The organism is Stenotrophomonas sp. 10L48 (genome assembly GCF_056395105.1).
On the sequence record NZ_JBFTIX010000018.1, the window covers coordinates 32,886 to 54,855 of the forward strand.

General features: G+C 66.6%; 20 protein-coding genes. 12 read left to right on the plus strand and 8 right to left on the minus strand.

Annotation, left to right across the window (positions count from 1 at the left end):
* The first annotated feature begins 142 nt into the window (after window positions 1-142).
* Both glmS and AC1DCU_RS19955 read left to right on the plus strand, forming a co-directional pair.
* The gene (glmS, locus tag AC1DCU_RS19950) at window positions 143-1,981 is read left to right on the plus strand and encodes a glutamine--fructose-6-phosphate transaminase (isomerizing) (protein WP_478013655.1); all 1,839 of its coding nucleotides are present in this window, start codon (window positions 143-145) and stop codon (window positions 1,979-1,981) included.
* A gap of 442 nt (window positions 1,982-2,423) precedes the next feature.
* Complete coding sequence (locus tag AC1DCU_RS19955) at window positions 2,424-2,855, plus strand: CBS domain-containing protein (RefSeq protein WP_025877332.1); 432 nt, start codon at window positions 2,424-2,426, stop codon at window positions 2,853-2,855.
* 92 nt (window positions 2,856-2,947) lie between these two features.
* On the opposite strand, the gene AC1DCU_RS19960 is transcribed toward AC1DCU_RS19955, so the two are convergent.
* Both AC1DCU_RS19960 and gloA read right to left on the minus strand, forming a co-directional pair.
* On the minus strand, window positions 2,948-3,376 hold the full coding sequence (locus AC1DCU_RS19960; protein ID WP_025877330.1) for a VOC family protein: 429 nt from the start codon (window positions 3,374-3,376) through the stop codon (window positions 2,948-2,950).
* A 125-nt stretch (window positions 3,377-3,501) separates the two neighbouring features.
* Complete coding sequence (gloA, locus tag AC1DCU_RS19965; protein ID WP_442252100.1) at window positions 3,502-4,020, minus strand: lactoylglutathione lyase; 519 nt, start codon at window positions 4,018-4,020, stop codon at window positions 3,502-3,504.
* Window positions 4,021-4,146: 126 nt separating this feature from the next.
* Between gloA and AC1DCU_RS19970 the strand changes: the two genes are divergently transcribed.
* A complete protein-coding gene (locus AC1DCU_RS19970) occupies window positions 4,147-5,259 on the plus strand; it encodes a PLP-dependent cysteine synthase family protein (protein WP_442252101.1) in 1,113 nt (370 codons plus the stop codon).
* A gap of 99 nt (window positions 5,260-5,358) precedes the next feature.
* Here AC1DCU_RS19970 and AC1DCU_RS19975 read toward each other — a convergent pair whose 3' ends face one another.
* Window positions 5,359-5,763, minus strand: a complete 405-nt coding sequence (locus AC1DCU_RS19975; protein ID WP_033832265.1) for a hypothetical protein — start codon at window positions 5,761-5,763, stop codon at window positions 5,359-5,361.
* Window positions 5,764-5,933: 170 nt separating this feature from the next.
* Here AC1DCU_RS19975 and AC1DCU_RS19980 point away from each other — a divergent pair, with 170 nt between their 5' ends.
* Window positions 5,934-7,964 (plus strand): M3 family metallopeptidase, encoded by a 2,031-nt coding sequence (locus AC1DCU_RS19980; RefSeq protein ID WP_442252102.1) that lies wholly within the window; start codon window positions 5,934-5,936, stop codon window positions 7,962-7,964.
* Between the two features lie 168 nt (window positions 7,965-8,132).
* On the opposite strand, the gene AC1DCU_RS19985 is transcribed toward AC1DCU_RS19980, so the two are convergent.
* Window positions 8,133-8,933 (minus strand): SDR family oxidoreductase, encoded by an 801-nt coding sequence (locus tag AC1DCU_RS19985; protein ID WP_313116052.1) that lies wholly within the window; start codon window positions 8,931-8,933, stop codon window positions 8,133-8,135.
* Window positions 8,930-9,496 (minus strand): DUF1415 domain-containing protein, encoded by a 567-nt coding sequence (locus AC1DCU_RS19990; protein ID WP_025877318.1) that lies wholly within the window; start codon window positions 9,494-9,496, stop codon window positions 8,930-8,932. The genes AC1DCU_RS19985 and AC1DCU_RS19990 overlap by 4 nt, the downstream gene beginning before the upstream one ends.
* Window positions 9,497-9,691: 195 nt before the next feature.
* Here AC1DCU_RS19990 and AC1DCU_RS19995 point away from each other — a divergent pair, with 195 nt between their 5' ends.
* The 3 genes from AC1DCU_RS19995 (at window position 9,692) to AC1DCU_RS20005 (ending at window position 13,961) form a co-directional block, all read left to right on the plus strand.
* Window positions 9,692-11,158: a benzaldehyde dehydrogenase gene (locus AC1DCU_RS19995; protein WP_313116054.1), complete on the plus strand. Its 1,467-nt coding sequence runs from the start codon at window positions 9,692-9,694 to the stop codon at window positions 11,156-11,158.
* Window positions 11,159-11,175: 17 nt separating this feature from the next.
* On the plus strand, window positions 11,176-12,303 hold the full coding sequence (locus tag AC1DCU_RS20000) for an NAD(P)-dependent alcohol dehydrogenase (protein ID WP_025877316.1): 1,128 nt from the start codon (window positions 11,176-11,178) through the stop codon (window positions 12,301-12,303).
* Window positions 12,304-12,869: 566 nt separating this feature from the next.
* Window positions 12,870-13,961: a helix-turn-helix domain-containing protein gene (locus AC1DCU_RS20005; RefSeq protein WP_442252104.1), complete on the plus strand. Its 1,092-nt coding sequence runs from the start codon at window positions 12,870-12,872 to the stop codon at window positions 13,959-13,961.
* Between the two features lie 38 nt (window positions 13,962-13,999).
* Here AC1DCU_RS20005 and AC1DCU_RS20010 read toward each other — a convergent pair whose 3' ends face one another.
* Window positions 14,000-14,482 carry a YajQ family cyclic di-GMP-binding protein gene (locus AC1DCU_RS20010; protein WP_025877313.1) on the minus strand — a complete coding sequence of 161 codons (483 nt, stop codon included), beginning with the start codon at window positions 14,480-14,482 and terminating at the stop codon, window positions 14,000-14,002.
* Window positions 14,483-14,565: 83 nt separating this feature from the next.
* Here AC1DCU_RS20010 and AC1DCU_RS20015 point away from each other — a divergent pair, with 83 nt between their 5' ends.
* The 3 genes from AC1DCU_RS20015 (at window position 14,566) to AC1DCU_RS20025 (ending at window position 17,307) form a co-directional block, all read left to right on the plus strand.
* The gene (locus AC1DCU_RS20015; RefSeq protein ID WP_442252105.1) at window positions 14,566-15,462 is read left to right on the plus strand and encodes a DMT family transporter; all 897 of its coding nucleotides are present in this window, start codon (window positions 14,566-14,568) and stop codon (window positions 15,460-15,462) included.
* A 151-nt stretch (window positions 15,463-15,613) separates the two neighbouring features.
* The gene (locus AC1DCU_RS20020; protein ID WP_025877309.1) at window positions 15,614-16,621 is read left to right on the plus strand and encodes a methionine ABC transporter ATP-binding protein; all 1,008 of its coding nucleotides are present in this window, start codon (window positions 15,614-15,616) and stop codon (window positions 16,619-16,621) included.
* A complete protein-coding gene (locus AC1DCU_RS20025; protein ID WP_025877307.1) occupies window positions 16,618-17,307 on the plus strand; it encodes a methionine ABC transporter permease in 690 nt (229 codons plus the stop codon). The genes AC1DCU_RS20020 and AC1DCU_RS20025 overlap by 4 nt, the downstream gene beginning before the upstream one ends.
* Before the next feature lie 72 nt (window positions 17,308-17,379).
* On the opposite strand, the gene AC1DCU_RS20030 is transcribed toward AC1DCU_RS20025, so the two are convergent.
* Entirely contained in the window at window positions 17,380-17,979 is a 600-nt protein-coding gene (locus AC1DCU_RS20030) for a lipocalin family protein (protein ID WP_100436930.1), read from the minus strand.
* Window positions 17,980-18,105: 126 nt separating this feature from the next.
* On the opposite strand from AC1DCU_RS20030, the gene AC1DCU_RS20035 reads away from it, so the two are divergent.
* Complete coding sequence (locus AC1DCU_RS20035; protein ID WP_032976554.1) at window positions 18,106-18,423, plus strand: hypothetical protein; 318 nt, start codon at window positions 18,106-18,108, stop codon at window positions 18,421-18,423.
* A 69-nt stretch (window positions 18,424-18,492) separates the two neighbouring features.
* Entirely contained in the window at window positions 18,493-20,589 is a 2,097-nt protein-coding gene (locus AC1DCU_RS20040; protein WP_313115455.1) for a prolyl oligopeptidase family serine peptidase, read from the plus strand.
* A 127-nt stretch (window positions 20,590-20,716) separates the two neighbouring features.
* Here the strand turns inward: AC1DCU_RS20040 and AC1DCU_RS20045 are convergent, their stop codons facing one another.
* Window positions 20,717-21,901 carry a pyridoxal phosphate-dependent aminotransferase gene (locus AC1DCU_RS20045; RefSeq protein WP_025877299.1) on the minus strand — a complete coding sequence of 395 codons (1,185 nt, stop codon included), beginning with the start codon at window positions 21,899-21,901 and terminating at the stop codon, window positions 20,717-20,719.
* Between the last annotated feature and the right edge of the window lie 69 nt (window positions 21,902-21,970).

A 21,970-nucleotide genomic window follows, 5' to 3' on the forward strand; every position in this document is an offset into this window, starting at 1 on the left:
TTTCCATCAATGAGTTGAACATGTGTCGCTACTGTCCGGGTGTCCGCGGACACCTTTCCGGACACTTTCATTAAGCGGACAGGAGGGGGCTGGCGGACACGCAGGCTAGAATGCGGCGACCGTCTTCAAGGAAATGCGTGACATGTGTGGAATCGTGGGTGCGATCGCCGGGCGCGACGTGGTGCCGCTGCTGATCGAAGGACTGAAGCGACTGGAATACCGCGGCTACGATTCCTCCGGCATCGCCGTGATCGATCAGGCCGAACGGCCCGAGGTGCGCCGCGTACGCCGCACCGGTCGTGTCTCGGAGATGGCCACTGCTGCCGAGGCTGAAGGCTTCAACGCCAACCTGGGTATCGGCCACACCCGCTGGGCCACCCATGGTGGTGTCACCGAGGCGAACGCGCATCCGCACATCAGCCATGGCGTGGCGCTGGTGCACAACGGCATCATCGAGAACCATGAGGAGCAGCGCGAGAAGCTGCGCGCGCTGGGCTATACCTTCGAGTCGCAGACCGACACCGAAGTGATCGCCCACCTGATCCACCACCATCTGAAGAATGGCGATGACCTGCTGGTCGCGCTGCAGCACACGGTGAAGGAACTGACCGGTGCCTATGCGCTGGCCGTGGTCAGCCGTGCCGAGCCGGAACGCTTCGTCTGCGCCCGCATGGGCTGCCCGCTGCTGGTCGGGCTGGGCGAGGGCGAGAACTTCGTGGCGTCCGATGTGTCGGCCGTGCTGTCGGCCACGCGCAAGGTGATCTTCCTGGAAGAGGGTGACACCGCCGAGATCCGCCGGGATGGCGTGAGCATCTTCGATGGCAACGATCAGCCGATCGAGCGCGATGTACATCTCTCCGATGTCTCGCTGGCATCGCTGGAGCTGGGCCCGTACCGCCACTTCATGCAGAAGGAGATCCACGAGCAGCCGCGTGCGCTGGGCGACACCATCGAAGCGGCGATCGACGCTGGTGGCTTCCCGGCCGAACTGTTCGGCAAGAATGCCGAAGCGGTGCTGTCGGGAATCGAGGGCGTGCAGATCCTGGCCTGTGGTACCAGTTACTACTCGGGCCTGACCGCGCGCTACTGGATCGAGGCCATCGCCGGCCTGCCGTGCAGCGTGGAGATCGCCAGCGAATACCGCTATCGCGCCGCGTATGCCAATCCCAAGCACCTGATCGTGACCATCTCCCAGTCCGGCGAAACGCTGGATACGATGGAAGCGCTGAAGTACGCCAAATCGCTGGGACACACGCACACGCTGTCGATCTGCAACGTGCCGGAAAGCGCGATTCCGCGCGCCAGCGAACTGGTCTGCTACACCCGTGCCGGCGCCGAGATCGGCGTGGCCTCGACCAAGGCGTTCACCACCCAGCTGGCCGCGCTGTTCCAGCTGACCGTGGTGCTGGGCAAGCTGCATGGCCGCGTTGATGCCGCACAGGAAGCGGACTACCTGGAGCAGCTGCGTTTCCTGCCGGGCAGCGTGCAGCATGCGTTGAACATGGAACCGCAGATCGCCGCATGGGCCGAGCGTTTCGCACGCAAGAGCAGTGCGCTGTTCCTCGGCCGTGGCCTGCACTATCCGATCGCCCTGGAAGGCGCGCTCAAGCTGAAGGAAATCTCGTACATCCACGCCGAGGCCTACCCGGCCGGCGAGCTCAAGCACGGGCCGCTGGCGCTGGTGGACGAGGACATGCCGGTGGTGGTGATCGCACCCAACGACAGCCTGCTGGAGAAGGTCAAGTCCAACATGCAGGAAGTGCGCGCGCGTGGCGGCGAGCTGTTCGTGTTCGCCGACCAGGACAGCAACTTCAACGCGTCCGAAGGCGTGCACGTGATCCGCACCCCGCGCCATGCCGGCGTGCTCAGCCCGGTGGTGCACACCATCCCGGTGCAGCTGCTGGCGTACCACACCGCGCTGGCGCGCGGCACCGACGTGGACAAGCCGCGTAACCTGGCCAAGAGCGTTACGGTGGAGTAACACTCGGATCCATTGGATGCTGCATGCGAAAGGGGCCCACGTGGCCCCTTTTGTTTACGACGCTGGCGCTGCCAAGTGGGACAGCTGCCGGGTTTTCTGTCCGCAGTCGGCAGCAGGCAATCAATCTTTAATGCGCGACATCGCCTGTATTCAGCGGCGGTTTCAGCCGCGGTGCCATTCTCTGGATCGTCAGTTGGTTCCTACGACGAACTGTCCCATCGATGCCGCTAGTGACCGATGGTCGCAGTCGTAGAATCGAGTTGACCGAGAGCCGGGTTGAGCCGTTGAACCCCCTCGTTCGTGTTGCAGCACGACGTCTGCCGATCCATTCCAAGCGGCAGGTGGGTGCGCCAGACGTGCACTGAAAGGTCTGTTCCCGGGGAGGGGGCGAATCGGCAGAGCACACTTTTTTGACTTGAGTGACCTGCACCAGGAAACAAGAATGAACGTCCGCGAGCTCCTGCAATCCAAGAAAGAAGCTGTCATCACCATCGACACGGAAGACACGATCGGTGCCGCCGCGCACAAGATGAGCGCGAATAAAATCGCCGCACTGGTAGTGATGAAGGATGATGCGCCGGTCGGCATCATTTCCGAAAAGGACATCGTCCGCAGCCTGGCCGATGATGGCCCGCAGGCCGGTCGCCGGGTGATTTCCAGCCTGCCGTCCACCGGCCTGGAAGGCATTGCGCCGGATGCCACGTTGAAGCAGGCCATGTCCCTGATGACCTACTCGCGTCGCCGCCACCTGATGGTCACCGACGGCAGCAAGCTGGTCGGCATCCTCAGCCTGGGTGACATCGTGAAGAACCTGCTGGGCGAGCTGGAGCTGGAAAAGGCCGTGTTGCAGGACATCTACATGGCGGCCCACTGAGGCCTGCGCTGTGTGATGAAACGAAGCCGGGCATTGCCCGGCTTCTTCGTAGGTAGCGCCGGGCCATGCCCGGCGAGCGCGTAGCGCAGGAATCAGAAGCTGACCTTCACCGAATCGGCGCTGTAGTTCGCCGGGCCGTGGTAGACGACCTCGATGTTGTTGCCATCCGGATCGAGCACGAAGGCGCCGTAGTAGCCGGGATGGTACGGGCGCTCGCCGGGCGCGCCGTTGTCCTTGCCGCCAGCCGCCAGCGCAGCGCTGTGGAAAGCATCGACGGTGGCGGTATCGCGTGCCTGGAACGCCAGATGGTGGCGACCGGTCAACTGGCCGGCAGCGGCCTCGCTGCTGGCGCTGGAAATGAACAGTTCGTCGGCCCAGAAGTAGTCATCGCCTTCGCCGGCCACCGGGATGCCGATCGTGTCGAACACCGCCTGGTAGAAGCGGCGGCTGGCGGCCAGATCGCGTACGACCAGCTGGATGTGGTCGATCAATCGCCCACGGTGCAGTTCCATCGTTTCCATACGAACCTCGCAAAAAAGGGGGACGGAGTCGGTAGCGCCGGGCCGGGCCCGGCGAGCGCGCAGCGCGGCCTGCTCAAGGCCGCCGGGCATGGCCCGGCGCTACCGGAATTGTGCCCCTTTCTGGGTCAGGCGTTGGCGATGATCTCGACCCAGTAGCCGTCCGGGTCCTTGATGAAGGCCAGGTTCTTCATGCGGCCGTCGGTCAGGCGCTTCTGGAAGGTGACGCCCAGGTCTTCGAAACGCTGGCAGGCCGCTTCGATGTCCGGCACCGACACGCAGATGTGGCCGAAGCCGCGCGGGTCGCTGTTGCCGTCGTGGTAGACGGCGCCTTCCTGGTTCTCGGTGCCATGGTTGTGGGTCAGTTCCAGCACGCCCGGCAGGCCGGCCATCCACAGGCGGCGGGTGTTGTCATCTTCCGGCACCATGGTGCCGGCCGGTACGTAGGCCAGGAAGTACAGGCTGAACTGGGCTTCGGCAAAGTCGCGCTTGTCGATCAGCTGGTAGCCCAGCACGCGGGTGTAGAAGTCCAGCGAGGCGGTGGCGTCCTTGACCCGCAGCATGGTGTGGTTGAAGACGAAGCCGGTGGTCTCGGCCGGGGCCTGGGCGGCGACGCCGGGGACATCGCGCAGGGCGGGAATGGTCATGGGGGAGGTCCTTCAGACAGGGCCGTTGCCGGCCGGATGGGTGTCATTCTACGGGCCGGCAGCTGACGGCACCGCGACGTACAATGGCCGGATCGCACCGTTCCGTCCTGATGACCATTGCCCGCCATGTCGCAGCGTGAATGGGTGGCCGCCGCCATCCGCAAGATCGAAGCCGATTTCAACCGTTCCGCCGATACCCACCTGATCCCGCTGGCGCTGCCCGGGTTCGAGTGCATCGAGGTGTACCTGAAGGATGAATCGAGCCATCCCACCGGCAGCCTCAAGCACCGGCTGGCGCGTTCGCTGTTCCTGTATGCGCTGGCCAACGGCTGGCTGCGTGAAGGGCGGCCGGTGATCGAGGCCTCCAGCGGCTCCACCGCCGTTTCCGAGGCCTACTTCGCGCGCCTGCTCGGCCTGCCGTTCATCGCAGTGATGCCGGCCACGACGTCGCCGGAGAAGATTGCCGCGATCGAGTTCCACGGTGGCCGCTGCCATCTGGTCGAGCGCGCCTGCGACCTCAACTGCGATTCGGAAAAGCTGGCCCGCGAAACCGGCGGCCACTTCATGGACCAGTTCACCTATGCCGAGCGCGCCACCGACTGGCGTGCCAACAACAACATCGCCGAATCGATCTTCAAGCAGATGGCCGAGGAGCCCAGCCCGATTCCGGACTGGATCGTGTGCAGCCCCGGCACCGGCGGTACCGCAGCAACGCTCGGGCGCTACGTCAGCTATCGCCGGCATGACACCCGCATCCTGTGTGCGGACCCGGAAGTCTCGGTGTTCTACGATGGCTACCAGGCTGCACTGGCCGGCGGCAACGAGTGGCGCGGCATGACCTGCAACGGCGGCTCGCGGGTGGAAGGCATCGGCCGGCCGCGGGTGGAGTCCAGCTTCATCCCGACCAGTGTCGATGCCATGGTGAAGGTGCCCGACGCCTTGAGCCTGGCTGCGATGCGTCATGTCAGCCGCCAGCTGGGGCGCCGCGTCGGTGGCTCTACCGGCACCAACTTCATAGGCGTGCTGCAGGCCGCGCAGTGGATGCGCGAGGCCGGCCGCCAGGGCAGCATCGTCAGCATCCTGTGCGACAGCGGTGATCGCTACGCGCACAGCTATTACGACCCGGCCTGGTATGTGCGGCAGGGAATCGATGTGGACGCTGCCGACGCGCAGGTAGCGGCGGCGGTGGCCGGGCAGGGCCTGCCTGGATTGCCGTGGTGCAGTCTGGAAGCGCTGTAAGCCCGTCAGGCATCCGCCGGGCATGGCCCGGCGCTACCACAGGACAGGTCGGCAGCGCCGGGCCATGCCCGGCGAGCGCAGCGGCGCATTGGATCGCGCTCAATACCCCGCGGCCATGAAGGCCTCCAGTACCGCATCGCGCAGCGCGTCGGGCAGGGCCTCGATCTCCACGGCGCGGTCGTCCAGGTGCAGACGTGGGTCCAGGCTGCTGGCCCGGCCCTGGGCCAGGGCCTGCAGCCACAGCAGCACGCAGATGACGAATTCGCGCTCGTGGCCCAGCCGCACCTGGCTGGCACCGCGCTCGATCACTTCGAACGGATACCATTCCTGCTCATCGCTGAACCTGCCGCCCTGGCGCTGCAGTGCCTGCAACTGCTGCAGGTGGCGCGGCGCATCATCGCCCGCATCGCACAGCGCGGCGATCCAGGCCAGTTCAGTCGGGCTGGCCGACAGCGCCAGCGTTGGTGAACGTACTGCGGATGGAGCTGGAGCCAGACCTTCCATGTGGGGCCTCCTCGACACGTTCCGCTGCGGTCTCCCCCGCGCTGCAAGCTTCAGCCGGCGGCCGTAAGGCCGACGTGAACAATGGCCCGCCGCCCCTTGTCTGCCGGCCCGGCCAGCGCCATATCGATCTGGCTGCCCGCGCTGCCGGGCCCGTACTCTGGAGACCTGCCGTGACCGTTGCCAACCCCCTGCTCGATTTTTCCGGCCTGCCGCGCTTCGAGGCGATCCGCCCCGAGCATGTGGCGCCGGCGCTGGACGTGCTGCTGGCGCAGGCCGAAGCGGCGGTCAGCGCTGCCGAGCAGGTGCAGCCGGTAACCTGGCAGACCTTCGTCACCCCGCTGGACGACGCCACCGAACGCCTGTGGCGCGCCTGGGGCCTGGTGGGCCACCTGCAGGGCGTGGTCAACACGCCGGAACTGCGTGAGGCCTACAACAGCAACCTGCCGCGGGTGACCCGCTTTGCCAGTGCGCTGGGCCAGAACCTGACGCTGTACCGCCAGTACCAGGCGCTGGCGGCCAGCACCGAAGCGGCCGGTTTTGATGAGGCGCGCCGCAAGGTGCTGGACAACACCCTGCGTGATTTCCGCCTCGGCGGTGCTGAACTGGATGCGGACGCGCAGCAGCGTTTTTCCGCCATCAAGGAGGAACTGTCGGCGCTGTCGGCGAAGTTCTCGCAGAACGTGCTCGACGCCACCGATGCGTGGTCGCTGATCGTCGAAGACCCGGCGCGCCTGGCCGGCGTGCCGGACGATGTGAAGGCTGCTGCACGCGCCGCTGCGGAAAAAGACGGCAAGGCAGGCTGGAAGCTGACCCTGCAGATGCCGTGCTACCTGCCGGTGCAGACCTGGGGCGAGGACCGCGACCTGCGCGAGATCCTGTACCGCGCCAGCGCGCAACGCGCCTCCGAGTTCGGCGACGATGCGCTGGACAACGGCGGCAACATCGATCGCATCCTTGCACTGCGTGCCGAGCTGGCCGCGCTGCTGGGCTTTGATTCCTACGCCGACTATTCGGTGGCCACCAAGATGGCCAGCGACCCCGCCGAAGTGCTGGGCTTCCTGCGTGACCTGGCCGCGCGCGCCAAGCCGTTCGCGGCCAAGGACCGCGCCGAGCTGGAGCAGTTCGCCCGCGAGCATCTCGGTATCGACAGCCTGCAGGCCTGGGATCTGGCGTTCGCCGCCGACCGCCTGAAGCAGGCGCGTTACAGCTACTCCGAGCAGGAAGTGAAGCAGTATTTCACCGAACCGAAGGTACTCGGCGGCCTGTTCTCGGTGATCGAGCAGCTGTACGCCCTGCGCGTGCAGGAAGACAGCGCGCCGGTCTGGCATGAGGACGTGCGCTTCTTCCGCCTGGTGGATGCGCAGGGCGCCCTGGTGGGCCAGTTCTACCTGGACCTGTACGCCCGCGAGGGCAAGCGTGGCGGCGCGTGGATGGATGACTGCCGCAACCGCCGCGAGCGCGCCGATGGCAGCGTACAGACGCCGCTGGTGTACCTGGTGTGCAACTTCGGCCGTGGTGCCGATGGCAAGCCGGCAACCTTCAGCCACAATGAAGTGACCACGCTGTTCCATGAAATGGGCCATGGCCTGCATCAGCTGCTGACCCGCATCGGCGAACTGGGCGTGGCCGGCATCAACGGCGTGGAGTGGGATGCGGTGGAGCTGCCCAGCCAGTTCATGGAGAACTTCTGCTGGGAATGGGACCACCTTCAGGGCATGACCGCGCATGTGGAAACCGGCGAGCCGCTGCCGCGCGCGCTGTACGAGCGCATGCTGGCCGCACGCAACTTCCACAGCGGCATGGCCACCGTGCGCCAGTTGGAATTCGGTCTGTTCGACATGCTGCTGCACAGCCAGTTCGAGGCGGCGCAGGACAGCGTGCTGGCACTGCTTGAGCGGGTGCGTGCGGAAGTGGCGGTGAACCATCCGCCGAGCTGGAATCGCTTCCCGCACCAGTTCAGCCATATCTTCGCCGGAGGCTATGCCGCCGGTTACTACAGCTACAAGTGGGCCGAAGTATTGAGCGCCGATGCCTACGCCGCGTTCGAGGAAGCGCCGCAGGCGCTGGCCGCGACCGGCGCGCGTTTCCGCGACGAGGTGCTGTCGCGCGGCGGCAGTCGCCCGGCTGCCGAGAACTTCAAGGCCTTCCGCGGCCGTGCGCCGCAGATCGACGCGCTGCTGCGCCATTCGGGCATGGCGTAAGCAGGTTGCCGCCATCCACGCATGGCGTGGAGCTACCGGAATGCTCCGGCATGGCGTAAACGCAAAAAAGGGCAGCGCTCCGGTAGCGCCGGGCCATGCCCGGCGAGCACGTAGCGCGGTGTAGGAAAGCCGCCGGGCATGGCCCGGCGCTACCGGGGCGTCCCGCTTTCAATCGGCGTAGATCATCTTCCGGGTCATGCCGCCGTCGACGATGAAGTCCTGGCCGGTGCTGAAGCCGGACAACGAGGAAAGCAGGTACACCGCCAGTGCGCCGATGTCCTCGGGTTCGCCGACGCGGCCAACCGGATGCTGGGCGTGGTCGGTGGCCGAGTACTGCGGCACGTGCCGGCGTGACGGCGCCTGCCAGGCATCGGTGCTGATCCAGCCGGGGCTGATGCTGTTCACCCGCACCGCCGGTCCCGCACTGATGGCCAGAGCGTGGGTGAAGGCCACCAGCCCGCCCTTGGCCGCAGCGTAGGCTTCGCTGTGGGCCTCGGACTGCCAGGCGCGCGTCGATGCGATGTTGATGATCGCGCCTGCGTCGGCCGACAACGCCGGCAATGCGTGCTTGCTGCACAGGAACGCGCCATGCAGCGATGACAGCCGGCGCTGCCATTCTTCCCAGTCCATGTCCTGCAGCAGGGTGCCGTGCGGCCCGGCGATGCCGGCATTGTTGACCAGGCCGTCGATGCGCCCGAAGCGTTGCAGGGCCGCCGCGATGAAGTCGCGCACGCTGCTTTCGTCGGTGATGTCCAGCCGCTGGAACGCGGCATCATCGCTGCGCTGCCATTCGGCCAGGCAGGCCTGGCCCGCCTCTACGTCCAGATCGCCGATCAGCACACGGCCGCCGGCACCGAGCACCGCCTGGGCGATGCCGCGGCCGATGCCGTTGGCACCGCCGGTGACCAGCACCACCCTGCCGTGCAGCGGCGCAGTCGGCCAGGTGGCAATCGGCGGCACCGTGCTCATGACAGGTCGTCGCCGCGCAGGCGACGGTGCCAGCCCTCGACACCGATCCGGTCCAGGGTCTGGATGTTGCGCTCGACGATCACGTCCGGGTCCGGGTAGACATCCACCGCGCGTGCCACGCTGTCTTCGCGCAGCAGGTGCAGGGTGGGGTAGGGCGCGCGGTTGGTGTAGTTGCTGGCGTCATCGGCGGCGACGCCATCGAACTGGTAGTCCGGATGGAAGCTGGCCACCTGCAGGATGCCCTGCAGGTCCAGCGCCTCGATCGCCGCATCGGCGTTGTCGAGGAAGTCGTTGTAGTCGAGGAAGTCGGTCAGTACCTGCGGATGCACGATCAGGGTGGTATCGATCTGCTCGGCCGGCGTGTCGCGCAGCAGCACCAGTTCTTCGGCCAGTTCTTCCACCAGGGCTTCGGGTGTGGTCGCGTCGCTCAGCACGATGCGGACCTGGTCCTTCACGTACACCGCCTTGGCGAACGGGCACAGGTTCAGGCCGATGACGATGCGCTCCAGCCACAGGCGGGTGGCGGCGATCGGGTCATCGGTGGGCAGGGGGGTGTCGGTCATGGCGGGCGCATCGGCTGGCGGGGGTGGCCATTGTAGGCGGGCCGCTGCAGGGGCGCCGTTCACTGTGCAGGAACTGGACAACGGCGATGCTGGAAATTCCCATTGATTCAATCCCTTGCCGACATCACGCCAATGGCCGATTGCCGACGCTGCGGGCCAGGCGTGCAATGGCGGCACGACACAGGAGGACTTTTCATGACTGCATCTTCCCCATGGCTGCCGGACGCACTCTGGTCAGGCGCCTTCTTCGACGGTCAATGGAGCGCCGCTGCACAGCGCCAGCCGGTGATCGAGCCCGCCACCGGGCACTCGCTTGGCGAAATCGGCCTGGCCGATGCGGCGCAGGTCGCACGTTCGGCGGCCGCTGCGGCGCAGGCGCAACAGGCATGGGCGGCAGCGCCGTACGAACAGCGCGCCGAGGTGCTGCGCAAGGCTGCACGCCTGGCCGAAGAAAACATCGATACGCTGATCGACTGGCTGGTCCGTGAAAGTGGCTCCACCCGCCTGAAGGCCGGTTTCGAGGCCAAGGTGACCATCAAGGCGCTGCATGAGGCCGCCGCGCTCCCTTCGCGCAGCGTGGGTGAGATCCTGCCGTCCGAACCTGGGCGGCTGAACCTGGCGCGGCGCCGTCCGCTGGGTGTGGTGGGGGTGATCTCTCCGTTCAATTTCCCGCTGTACCTGGCGATGCGCGCGGTGGCGCCGGCGATCGCGCTCGGCAATGCCGTGGTGCTCAAGCCGGACCCGCGCACGGCGGTGTGTGGTGGTGCGGTGATCGCACGCCTGTTCGAGCAGGCTGGTCTTCCGCAGGGTGTGCTGCAGATGTTGCCCGGCGACGGCGCCGCCGGTGCCGCGCTGACCAGCGACCCGCATGTGGCGATGATCCAGTTCACCGGCTCGACGGCGGCCGGACGCAAGGTTGGCGAAGCCGCCGGCAAGCACCTGAAAAAGGTGTCGCTGGAGCTGGGCGGCAAGAACGCGCTGATCATCCTTGACGATGCGGATCTCGACCTGGCCGTGGCCAACACCGCCTGGGGCGTGTACCTGCACCAGGGCCAGATCTGCATGGCCACCGGCCGTGTGCTGGTACAGCGCGGCATCCACCAGGCCTTCCTGCAGAAGCTGGTGGCCAAGGCGAAGTCGCTGAAGGTGGGTGACCCGGCACGCGAGGATGTTGCGCTGGGTCCACTGATCAATGCCGCGCAACGCGACCATGCAGCGCGTGTGGTCGACGACGCGGTGAAGGCGGGTGCCACGCTTGAAACCGGCGGCACCCACCAGGACCTGTTCTTCGCACCCACCGTGCTCGGCAACGTCAGTGTCGACAATCCGGCGTTCAACGAAGAGATCTTCGCGCCAGTAGCGGTGGTGGTGCCGTTCGATGACGACGACGAAGCCGTGCGCCTGGCCAATGACAGCGAGTACGGCCTGTCGATGGCGATCGTCTCCCGCAATGTCGGCCGCGCGCTGAAGCTGGGCGAGCGCCTGCGCACCGGTCTGCTGCACATCAACGACCAGACCGTGAACGACGAGGTCATCAATCCCTTCGGTGGGGTAGGGGCGTCCGGCAACGGCACCAGCATCGGCGGCCCGTCCAACGTGGAGGAATTCACCCAGTGGCAATGGATGACGGTCAAGGGCGAAGCCCCGGCCTATCCCATCTGATCGAGGAGAACGCAACGATGAGCAGCAACAGTGGATCGCGTGACATCACCGCAGCGGTGGTGCGCGGCAAGGAACAGCCCTTTGTCATCGAGCAGGCGCGCCTGCGCGGCCCGCAGGACGACGAAGTGCTGGTGAAGATCGTAGCGACCGGCCTGTGCCATACCGATCTGATCGTGCGTGACCAGTACTATCCGGTGCCGCTGCCGGCGGTGCTGGGCCATGAGGGTGCGGGCATCGTCGAGGCGGTCGGCCCCAACGTGCGCGAACTGAAGGCCGGCGACCATGTCGTGCTGACCTACGGCCAATGCGGCCACTGCAATCCCTGTCGTGGTGGCCACGGTGCGTACTGCCGCGATTTCTTCGCGCTGAATTTCGGTGGTGATGATGGCCACGGCCATACCGCCATCACCGATGCACAGGGCCAACCGCTGCACGATCACTTCTTTGCACAGTCGTCGTTCGCCACGTTTGCGCTGGCGCGCGAGATCAATGCGATCAAGGTGCCTGACGATGCGCCGCTGGAGCTGCTCGGCCCGCTGGGCTGCGGCATCCAGACCGGTGCCGGTGCGGTGCTCAACTCGCTGCAGGTGCGATCGGGCAGCAGCTTCGCCAGCTATGGCGCCGGTGCGGTCGGCCTGAGCGCGGTGATGGCGGCCAAGGTGGCCGGGGCCACCACCATCATCGCCATCGACGTGGTGCCCTCGCGGTTGCAGCTGGCCATGGAGCTGGGCGCCACCCATGTGGTCAACAGCCGCGAGACCGACGTGATCGAGGCGGTGCGCGCGATCACCGGGGGTGGCGCCGATTTCGCGCTGGAATCGACCGGGCGCCCGGAAGTGCTGTCGGCCGGCATCGAAGCGCTCGGCGGGCTTGGCATGATGGGCGTGGTCGGTGCGCCGAAGCTGGGCACCACTGCCAGTTTCGATGTGAACAACCTGCTGCTGGGTGGCCGCAGCATCCGTGGCATTGTCGAGGGTGACAGCGTGCCGCAGGTGTTCATTCCGCAGCTGGTGACGCTGTACCAGCAGGGGCGCTTCCCGTTCGACAGGCTGGTGAAGTTCTATCCGCTGGAGCAGATCAACCAGGCGGCCGAGGACAGCACGCGGGGGATTACGCTGAAGCCGATTCTGCGGATCGCGGCGTGAGGTGAGGGTGGGGTGGGTTTGCAGGGCTGCGCCCTGCACCTGCCGAATCAACGGCAACGGCAACGGCAACGGCAACGGCAACGGCAAAAGCGGGCATTCCGTGGGATGGCGGGGTGGGTCCGGTTGCGGGGGACGCTGCAAGTACGTCCATGTAAGCTCGATCGCGCCATCCATGGCGCTCACGCCCCCGCAACCGGACCCACCCCGCCTTCGACGGGTTCCCGCTGCTGTTGGTGGGTGGGGACCGTTGGTCGGCACGCGGCTGTTGGCGGGTGTCGACCACGCTGCTGTTGGTGGGTGTCGACCTTGGTCGACACGTAGATCCACGCCATGCGTGGATGAATGCCGGACGAGAATGGAAGCGCATTTCCCGGCTTGGCGCTGTGCTGGGGTGATCGTGGGTTCCCGCGATCTGTCGAAACGGCATGGGCTGCTCTTGGTGGGTGTCGACCTTGGTCGACACGCAGATCCACGCCATGCATGGATGAATGCCCAACGAAATGGAAACGCTCCGTTGTTGACACGTAACGCGGGCATGGCGTGTGTGGGTGTACGCTGCATGCATGATGGCCACGACAGTCGGGCAACAGCAGCTGGTGGCGGCTAGGGCCGCCTTCGCCGAAGGCGACGTGCAGTCGCTGGCGATGCTGCCCTTGCCGTTGCAGCAGTCCTGGCAGCGCTCGCATGCGGCGGGTGTGCGCCCCGGGCAGGAGCCGTATTACCCGCCGTTGCAGGGCAACGGACACCGCTTGGAGTCCCGCGATGACCGCCGCCTGGCGCGTTGCGTGCAGCCGGAACTGGAGCAGTTGTGGGCCGCGTTCGGTGCGCGTGGCTGGACGATGTTCTGCGCCAACCGCGAGGGCATGGTGATCGTGCATCGCGCCCATGGCCTGGAAGATGCAGCGCTGCTGCGGCCGATCCAGGTGGGCCGGCGGCTGGGCGAGGCCGAGATCGGTACCACCGCGCCTGCGGTCAGCCTGGCCGACGACCTGCCCGCATTGGTACGCGGCAATGAACACTATCTGCAGCGGTTCGCCCCCGTGTTCTGCCTGAGTGAGCCGCTGCATGACCTGCAGGGGAAGGTCTGCGGTGCGATCGACATCACTGGGCTGGGGGAACGCGATCCGGCGTTGCTGCAGGGCTATTTCCGGCAGGCAGCGCTGGCCATCGAGAACCGCTTGATGCACACGCTCAGCGATGTGCATCTGCTGGCGGTGCAGCATGATCCGCGCTGGTTGGCATCACCGCTGCAGGGCCTGTTGGCGGTGCAGGAAGACGGCCAGTTGCTTTGCGCCAATCGCGTCGCCCGGCGCCTGCTCGGCCTGCCGCGGCGTGGGCCGCTGCCGCTGCTTTCGCTGGACACGCTGTTTGCCGGCGCCAGCGCAGCACAGCGACGTCGACTGCTGCAGCCCGGCCCTGCGCATCGGGTGCGACTGGGCGAGGGCAGTGCGGTCCATCTGCAGCATCTGCAGGCACCGCGCGCCGCACGGACACGTTCACCAGCTACGGCCGCAGCGCCCGTGCAGGCGGCACCATTGCGTGACCAGCAGCGCAATGCGGCACGGCGAGCCGCCCATACCGCCGAAGGCAACCTCAGCCTCGCCGCACGCCAGCTCGGCATCTCGCGGACAACGCTGTACAAACTGCTGCGCGAGTGAGGCCGGCCACGTAGGCCGGCGCTACATCGCGGTGTCGATCAATCGCGGAAGTTGTTGAACTGCAGCGGCAGTTCGAACTTGCCGGCCTTCAGCACGGCGATGGCGTCCTGCAGGTCGTCGCGCTTCTTGCCCATCACCCGCAGCTTGTCGCCGTTGATCTGGGTTTCCACCTTCAGCTTGGCTTCCTTCAGCGCCGCAGCGATCTTCTTGGCGATCTTCTGCTCGATGCCCTGCTTGACGGTGATCTTCTGCCGGGCCTGCGCAAGGTTGGTTTCCACGTCGCCATATTCCAGGCTGAGCACGTCGATGCTGCGGGCGGCCAGGCGAGCGCGCAGGATGTCGTTCATCTGCTTGAGCTGGAACTCGCTCGGTGCGGACTGGGTGATCACTTCGCCGTCGCGCTCGAACTTGGCGTCCACGCCCTTGAAGTCGAAACGGGTGGCAAGCTCGCGGTTGGCCTGGTCGAGCGCATTGGTCAGTTCGTGGGTGTCGACTTCGGACACAACGTCGAAGGAAGGCATGGGCGTTACTCCGCAGAAATCAGTGGCGGCCATTCTATCGCGCCGGTCGCGGCGGCAACGCCCGTGGTCGGCGATAATGGGCCATGAACGTGCAACGCTCCCCTTCGCGCGCCGTGGCCTGGATGGTCGCTGCTGTCGCCTGTTTCTCGCTGATGGACGCCGGCATGAAGCAGCTCTCGGCTGGCTATCCCTCGCTGCAGGTCACCTTCCTGCGTGGCGCGGCGTCGCTGCCCTTCGTGCTGGTCTGGGTGTTGGCCAGTGCCGGGCCACGCTCGCTGATCCCGCGCCGCTGGGGGCTGCACCTGCTGCGCGGCGGGCTGGGCATGGCGATGATCGGCTGCTTCGTGTTCGCCCTGCGCGACCTGCCGCTGTCCACCGCCTACACCATTTATTTCGTCGCGCCGCTGCTGATTGCCGCACTGTCGGTGCCGCTGCTGGGCGAGCGGGTCGGGCCGCGGCGCTGGGTCGCCATCGGCATCGGCCTGGTCGGCGTGCTGGTGGTGCTGCGGCCGGGCGTGGGCGGTTTCATCTCGGTGCCGGGCCTGATGGTGCTGGCCGCCGCCACCGCCTATGCCATCGCCGCGATCACCGTCAGCCTGCTGACCCGCACCGATACCTCGCAGTCGATGGTGGTCTGGTTCCTGGTCATCATGGCCATCGGCGCCGGGCTGCTGGCTATCCCCGGCTGGGTGCCGCTGCAGATGGCGCATGCGCCGTTGATCGCCGGCATGGGCCTGGCCGGGGCGCTGGGCCAGATCGCGCTGACCAAGGCCTTCCAGTTGGGTGAGGCATCGATGATCGCACCGCTCGAATACAGCGGCCTGGTCTGGGTGATCGGCTGGGACCTGGCCTTCTGGGGACAGCTGCCCGATGGCTACATCTGGGCGGGCGCGGCAATCATCGTCGCCTCGGGCCTGTACCTGCTGCACCGCGAACGGGTGAACCGGCAGGAGCCGCCGAAACCGTTGGACCATCCCTGAACCGATCTGGCTGGGGACGGGGCCGCCGATATGCCGATGCGGGCGTCTTAGAACCAAAAGGAATAACATTCTGGCCCATGGCGCGGGCGCGCGAGCGCCAGCGCTGGTAGGCTGCACGCCCCTTCCATCGCCCTCCCGGTGAGCTGATCCCGTGATCGAGTTCCAGCGCCTGCACAAATCCTATGCCGTTGCCGGCCGCGCGGTCAGCGCGCTGCAGCCGCTGGACCTGACCATCGAGGCCGGCGAGGTGTTCGGCATCATCGGTCATTCCGGTGCGGGCAAATCGACGCTGATCCGCATGATCAACCGCCTGGAGGAGCCCAGTGGTGGCCGCCTGCTGATCGCCGGCGAAGATGTCACCGCGCTGGATCCGGAAGGCCTGCGCGCGCTGCGCCGCCGGATCGGCATGATCTTCCAGCACTTCAACCTGCTGTCCTCGCGCACGGTGGCCGGCAATGTCGCCTTCCCGCTGGAGCTGGCCGGTACGCCGAAGGCCGAGATCGATGCGCGCGTCGCCGAGCTGCTGCAGACCGTGGGCCTGCAGGCGCATGCGGACAAGTACCCGGCGCAGTTGTCGGGCGGCCAGAAGCAACGTGTGGGCATCGCCCGCGCACTGGCCACCCGCCCGCAGATCCTGCTGTGCGACGAGGCCACCAGCGCGCTCGATCCGCAGACCACCGCGTCGGTGCTGGCGCTGCTGTCGAAGATCAACCGCGAACTGGGCCTGACCATCGTGCTGATCACCCACGAGATGGACGTGATCCGTCGCGTCTGCGACCGCGTGGCCGTGCTCGATGCCGGCCAGCTGGTCGAGACCGGCCCGGTAACGAAGGTGTTCCTGCACCCGCAGCACCCGACCACCCGCCGTTTCGTCAGCGAATCGGAGCAGGTGGACGAGGGCACCCTGCACCGCGACTTCGACGCGGTCGGTGGCCGTGTCGTGCGCCTGACCTTCCTCGGCGCCGACACCTACGAACCCCTGCTCGGCAGCGTCGCGCGGCAGACCGGGGTCGACTACAACATCCTGTCCGGGCGTATCGACCGGATCAAGGACACCCCGTATGGCCAGCTGATCGTCGCCCTGGTGGGCGGTGACCAGTCCGCCGCGCAGGCCGCATTCGTGGCTGCCGGCGTGCATGTTGAGGAACTGCGTCGATGATCATCGCCACCGCCGGCGGCTTCTTCCGTCACCTGGATGCGGGCAAGTGGGCCGACATCGGCCAGGCCACCATCGACACCCTGCTGATGCTGGCCGGTTCGCTGCCGCTGACCCTGGCCATCGGCCTGCCGCTGGGCGTGCTGCTGTACCTGTTCGGTGCGCCACAGCTGAAACGCCGGCCGGTTGCCTACGGCGTGCTGGCGCTGGTGGTGAACCTGCTGCGCTCGGTGCCCTTCATCATCCTGATGATCGTGCTGATCCCGGTGACCCTGTTCATGATGGGCACCTCGCTGGGCGTGCGTGGCGCGATCGTGCCGCTGGTCATCGGCGCTGCGCCGTTCTATGCGCGGCTGGTGGAAACCGCGCTGCGTGAAGTGGACCGCGGGGTGATCGAGGCGACCCAGGCAATGGGTGCCACCACCTGGCAGCTGGTCACCCGCGTGCTGCTGCCCGAAGCACGGCCGGGCCTGATTGCCGGTGCCACGGTGACTACCGTGGCCCTGATCGGCTTCACCGCGATGGGCGGTGCGATCGGTTCCGGTGGCCTGGGCGACCTGGCCTTCCGCGACGGCTACCAGCGCTCGCACACCGACGTGGCGCTGGTCACGGTGGTCCTTTTGCTGGTGCTGGTGCAGCTGCTGCAGATGCTGGGCGACCGCCTGGTCGCGCATTACAGCCGCAGATAACAGAATGCCGGGCGGCGCCCGGCATCGTTCAGGGTGGTGCCGGCCGCTGGCCGGCACTACCACCGTGTGCAGTCAACGCACGTTCGGTACTTCGTAGCCCAGCTTGCCGACCTGCTCGGCGTGCTGCGGCACGCGCTTGAGCTTGTCGGTGTTGACCCCGTACTCGTCGCGCAGGCGTTCGGCCAGGTCCTTGTACAGGGCCTTGTCCATGTCAGGCGTGCGGGCGAAGATCCAGGCCATCTCGCGGCCCGGGTAGCCGATCAGCGCCCAGGAATAGTCCGGCGCTACTTCCAGTACCCGCGAATGGGTCGGCACGACCCGGTAGAACCAGGTGCGCCAGCCGTGGTTGCCACTGTCGGGATCGACGCTGGCGCGCGCACGGATTTCCTGCAGCGGTTCACCGAAACCATCGCGGTAGCGATAGGTGATGGCGACCTTGTGGTCCTCGCGCAGCTCGTACTGGTTGACGCTGGCGACGTGGCCGCGCTCGATGAAGTTCGGCACGCGGCCGATCACGTACCAGGTCCCCATGAAGCGCTGCAGGTCGATCGCCCCATCTGCAGAGGCTTCCGCGGCGCTGTTGTGGGACGACGGTGGAGAATTGGCAGCCACTGCCGGACCGCCCAGGGACAGGGCCAGCAACACAGCGCAGAGCGGGCGGATCGAGGTCATGCGGGAGCGGGCTCCAGTGGGCTTGCCCGCGCATGGTCACTGTGTGCACGCCATCCGTCAATGGTGTCGCAGCCGGTGAGAAGCCCCGCAGCCAAGCTGACCGCCATCGACCACCGGAGAATCCGCATGCGCACACGTCCCCGCCACCGCCCGCCAACTGAACGCGTCAGCGAACGCGCCGATCCGCGCCTGTTGCGGGTGGTGCCGCAGCTCGCCCTCGCTGGCCTGGCCGTGGTGCTGGTGTGGCCGGCCGCGCGCGGCAGCAGTGCCTGGCTGGGCTGGTTGCCGCTGTGGCTGGTCGGCATGCCGTTGGCGGCCTGGTGGGCACTGCTGCGCTGCCCGTTGCCAACGCTGGCCGCGCTCCGCTCGCTGCGACGCGACCATGGGCAGGCCCGGCGGCGCTCCCCCACGCGTACGCGCAAGGCGCACACCGCCACGGCCTGACCTTCGACACGGGGGCGGCCCCGGTGATCCATGCTAGCGTTTCACAGCTAATGACTGCCTGGAGCTGCAATGTCACGATTCGCTTCCGCCTGCCTGCTGGCCGGCATGATGACCGCTGCCTCGGTGGGTACCGCCGTGGCCGCTGAAGACACCGACCGTTACGCCTGGCTGGAGGACGTCACCGGCGACAAGCCGTTGTCCTGGGTCAAGGAACAGAACGCAAAGTCCGAGGCGCGCCTGGCGCAGACCCCGGCCTTCAAGCAGATGGAGAGCAGCATCCGCGAGGTGCTCGACTCGGACGCCAAGATTCCCGGCGTGCAGAAGATCGGTGATTACTACTACAACTTCTGGAAGGACAAGCAGCACGAGCGCGGCCTGTGGCGTCGCACCACCCTGGCCGAGTACCGCAAGGCCTCGCCGACCTGGGAAACCGTGCTCGACCTGGATGCGCTGAACAAGGCCGAGAACGAGAACTGGGTCTGGCACGGCGCTGACTGCCTGCGTCCGGATTACAGCCGCTGCCTGATCGCGCTGTCGCGCGGCGGTGCCGACGCCGATGTCACCCGCGAGTTCGACCTGGCCAGCAAGAGCTGGATCAAGGACGGCTTCTTCCGTCCCGAATCGAAGGGCGGCCTGAGCTGGATCGACCGCGACACCGTGTTCGTCTACACCGATTTCGGCAGCGGCTCGATGACCACCTCCGGTTACCCGCGCGTGGCCAAGCTGTGGAAGCGTGGCACGCCTATGTCCGCCGCCAGCGTGGTCTACGAAGGCAAGCCGGAAGACATGTACATCGCGGCGATGCACGATGACACCCCGGGCTTCGAGCGCAACCTGGTCAGCCGTACGCTGGCTTTCTACAACAACGAGATCTACCTGCGCGGCGACGATGGCAAGCTGACCAGGATCGATGCGCCGAACTCGGCCGAGAAGGGCCTGCACAAGCAGTGGCTGACCCTGGAACTGCGCGATCCGTGGACCGTGGGTGGCAAGACCTACGCCTCCGGCGCACTGCTGGTGACCAAGCTGGATGATTTCCTGGCCGGCAAGCGTGACTTCGAGGTGCTGTTCACCCCGACCGCGACCACCTCGCTGGCCAGTGCCTCGTGGACCAAGAACCACCTGGTGCTGAACGTGCTGGACGACGTCAAGAACCGCCTGTCGGTGCTGACTCCGACCGCCAAGGGCTGGCAGAAGAGCGATTTCGTCGGCGCGCCGGCCTTCGGCACCTTGGGCGTCAGTGCGGTCGACAGCAATGACAGCGATGCGGTGTGGCTGACCGCCACCGATTACCTGACCCCGACCACCCTGGCCATCGCCGACATCGGCAAGGCACCGGAAGTGCTCAAGACCATGCCGGCGTTCTTCGATGCCGACGGCAAGGTGATCGAGCAGCATTTCGCCACCAGCAAGGACGGTACCCGCGTGCCGTACTTCGTGGTGCACGACAAGGCGATGAAGCTTGACGGCTCCAACCCGACCCTGTTGTACGGCTACGGTGGTTTCGAGATTTCGCTGACCCCGTCGTACTCGGGCGGCATGGGCCGCGCCTGGCTGGAGAAGGGCGGCGTGTACGTGGTCGCCAACATCCGTGGTGGTGGCGAGTACGGCCCGCGCTGGCACCAGGCGGCGCTGAAGCAGAACCGTCACAAGGCCTATGAAGACATGGCCGCGGTTGCCCAGGACCTGGTCACCCGCAGGATCACTTCTGCCAAGCACCTGGGCGTGCAGGGCGGCAGCAACGGTGGCCTGCTCACCGGCAACATGCTGACCCAGTACCCGGAGCTGTTCGGTGCGGTGGTGGTGCAGGTTCCGCTGCTGGACATGAAGCGTTACAGCCACCTGCTGGCCGGCGCCTCGTGGATGGCCGAGTACGGCAACCCGGACACCAGCGACTGGGAGTTCATCAAGACCTTCTCGCCGTACCACCTGTTCGACGCGAAGAAGAGCTACCCGCCGGTGCTGTTCACCACCTCCACCCGCGATGACCGCGTGCATCCGGGCCACGCCCGCAAGATGGCCGCGAAGATGATCGATGCCGGCAAGGACGTGACCTACTACGAGAACATCGAAGGCGGTCATGGCGGTGCAGCCAACAACGCGCAGGCCGCGCACATGTCCGCACTGGCCTACAGCTTCCTGTGGGAGCGGTTGGGCGGTAAATGATGAAATGAAAAACGCCGCCCTCGGGCGGCGTTTTTCGTTGGGTATTCGTTGAACGGTAGCGCCGGGCCGTGCCCGGCGGCTCCTTTGCCGCGTCGCGCGGCAAAATTCCGCCGGGCACGGCCCGGCGCTACCGGAATCGTTTCAACCCGCGCGCGATACGCTCCACCGCTTCCTGCAGCCGCGGCACTTCCTGGGTATAGGCCAGGCGTACGTGCTGGTTCGATCGATGGAAGCCGAAATCCAGGCCCGGGGTGAACGCCACATGCTCGGTTTCCAGGAAGTGTGCGCAGAACGCCTGCGCGTCATCGGTGAACGCGCTGACGTCGGCGTACAGGTAGAACGCCCCCTGCGGCTCCACTTCGATGCGGAAGCCAAGCTCGCGCAGCGCCGGCAGCAGGAAGTCGCGGCGCTGCTGGAAGGCCTGGCGGCGCTGCTCGAAGATCGCCATCGCCTCGTCGCTGAAACAGGCAAGGGCCGCGTGCTGGGCGATGCTCGAAGCGCTGATGTACAGGTTCTGCGCCAGCTTCTCCAGGTCGGGTACCGCCGCCGGTGGCGCCACCAGCCAGCCCAGTCGCCAGCCGGTCATGCCGAAGTACTTGGAGAAACTGTTCAGCACGAACGCGCTGTCATCGACCTGCAGCACGCTCGCTGCATCCAGGCCGTAGGTCAGGCCATGATAGATCTCGTCGACCACCAGGTGGCCGCCGCGCGCATGCAGTGAAGCCGAGAGGGCCGCAAGTTCATCGGCTGACAGCACGGTGCCGGTGGGATTGGCCGGCGACGCCACCAACGCGCCGACGCTGTCGGCGTTCCAGTGCTGCTGCACCAGCGAAGGGGTCAACTGGTAGGCCGTTTCCGGGCCGACCGGAACGAGCTGCGCGCCGCCTTCCACCAGCCGCAGGAAGTGGCGGTTGCACGGATAACCGGGATCGGCCAGCAGCCAGTGGCGGCCGGGGTCGACCAGCAGGCTGCTGGCCAGCAGCAGCGCGCCGGAGCCGCCCGGCGTGACCAGGATGCGTTCGGGGTCGATATCCAGGCCGTAATGACTGCGATAGAAACCGCTGATCGCCTGGCGCAGGGCGGGCAGGCCGCGTGCGGCGGTGTAGCGGGTGTGGCCGGCGGCCAACGCCGCCTGGCCGGCACGCACGACCGGTTCGGCGGTGGTGAAGTCCGGTTCGCCGATCTCCAGATGAATCACATCGTGACCGGCCTGTTCCAGCGCCTGTGCGCGGGCCAGCAGGGACATCACATGGAAGGGAGCGATTTCGTGGCTGCGCCGGCTGTAGCCCGGCGTGTGGGGCAGGGTACTCATGCCCCACATGGTACGCCGGGTGTCCCGGTAGTGTCGGCCGCTGGCCGGCAACCTCGGGATGAACAGTCT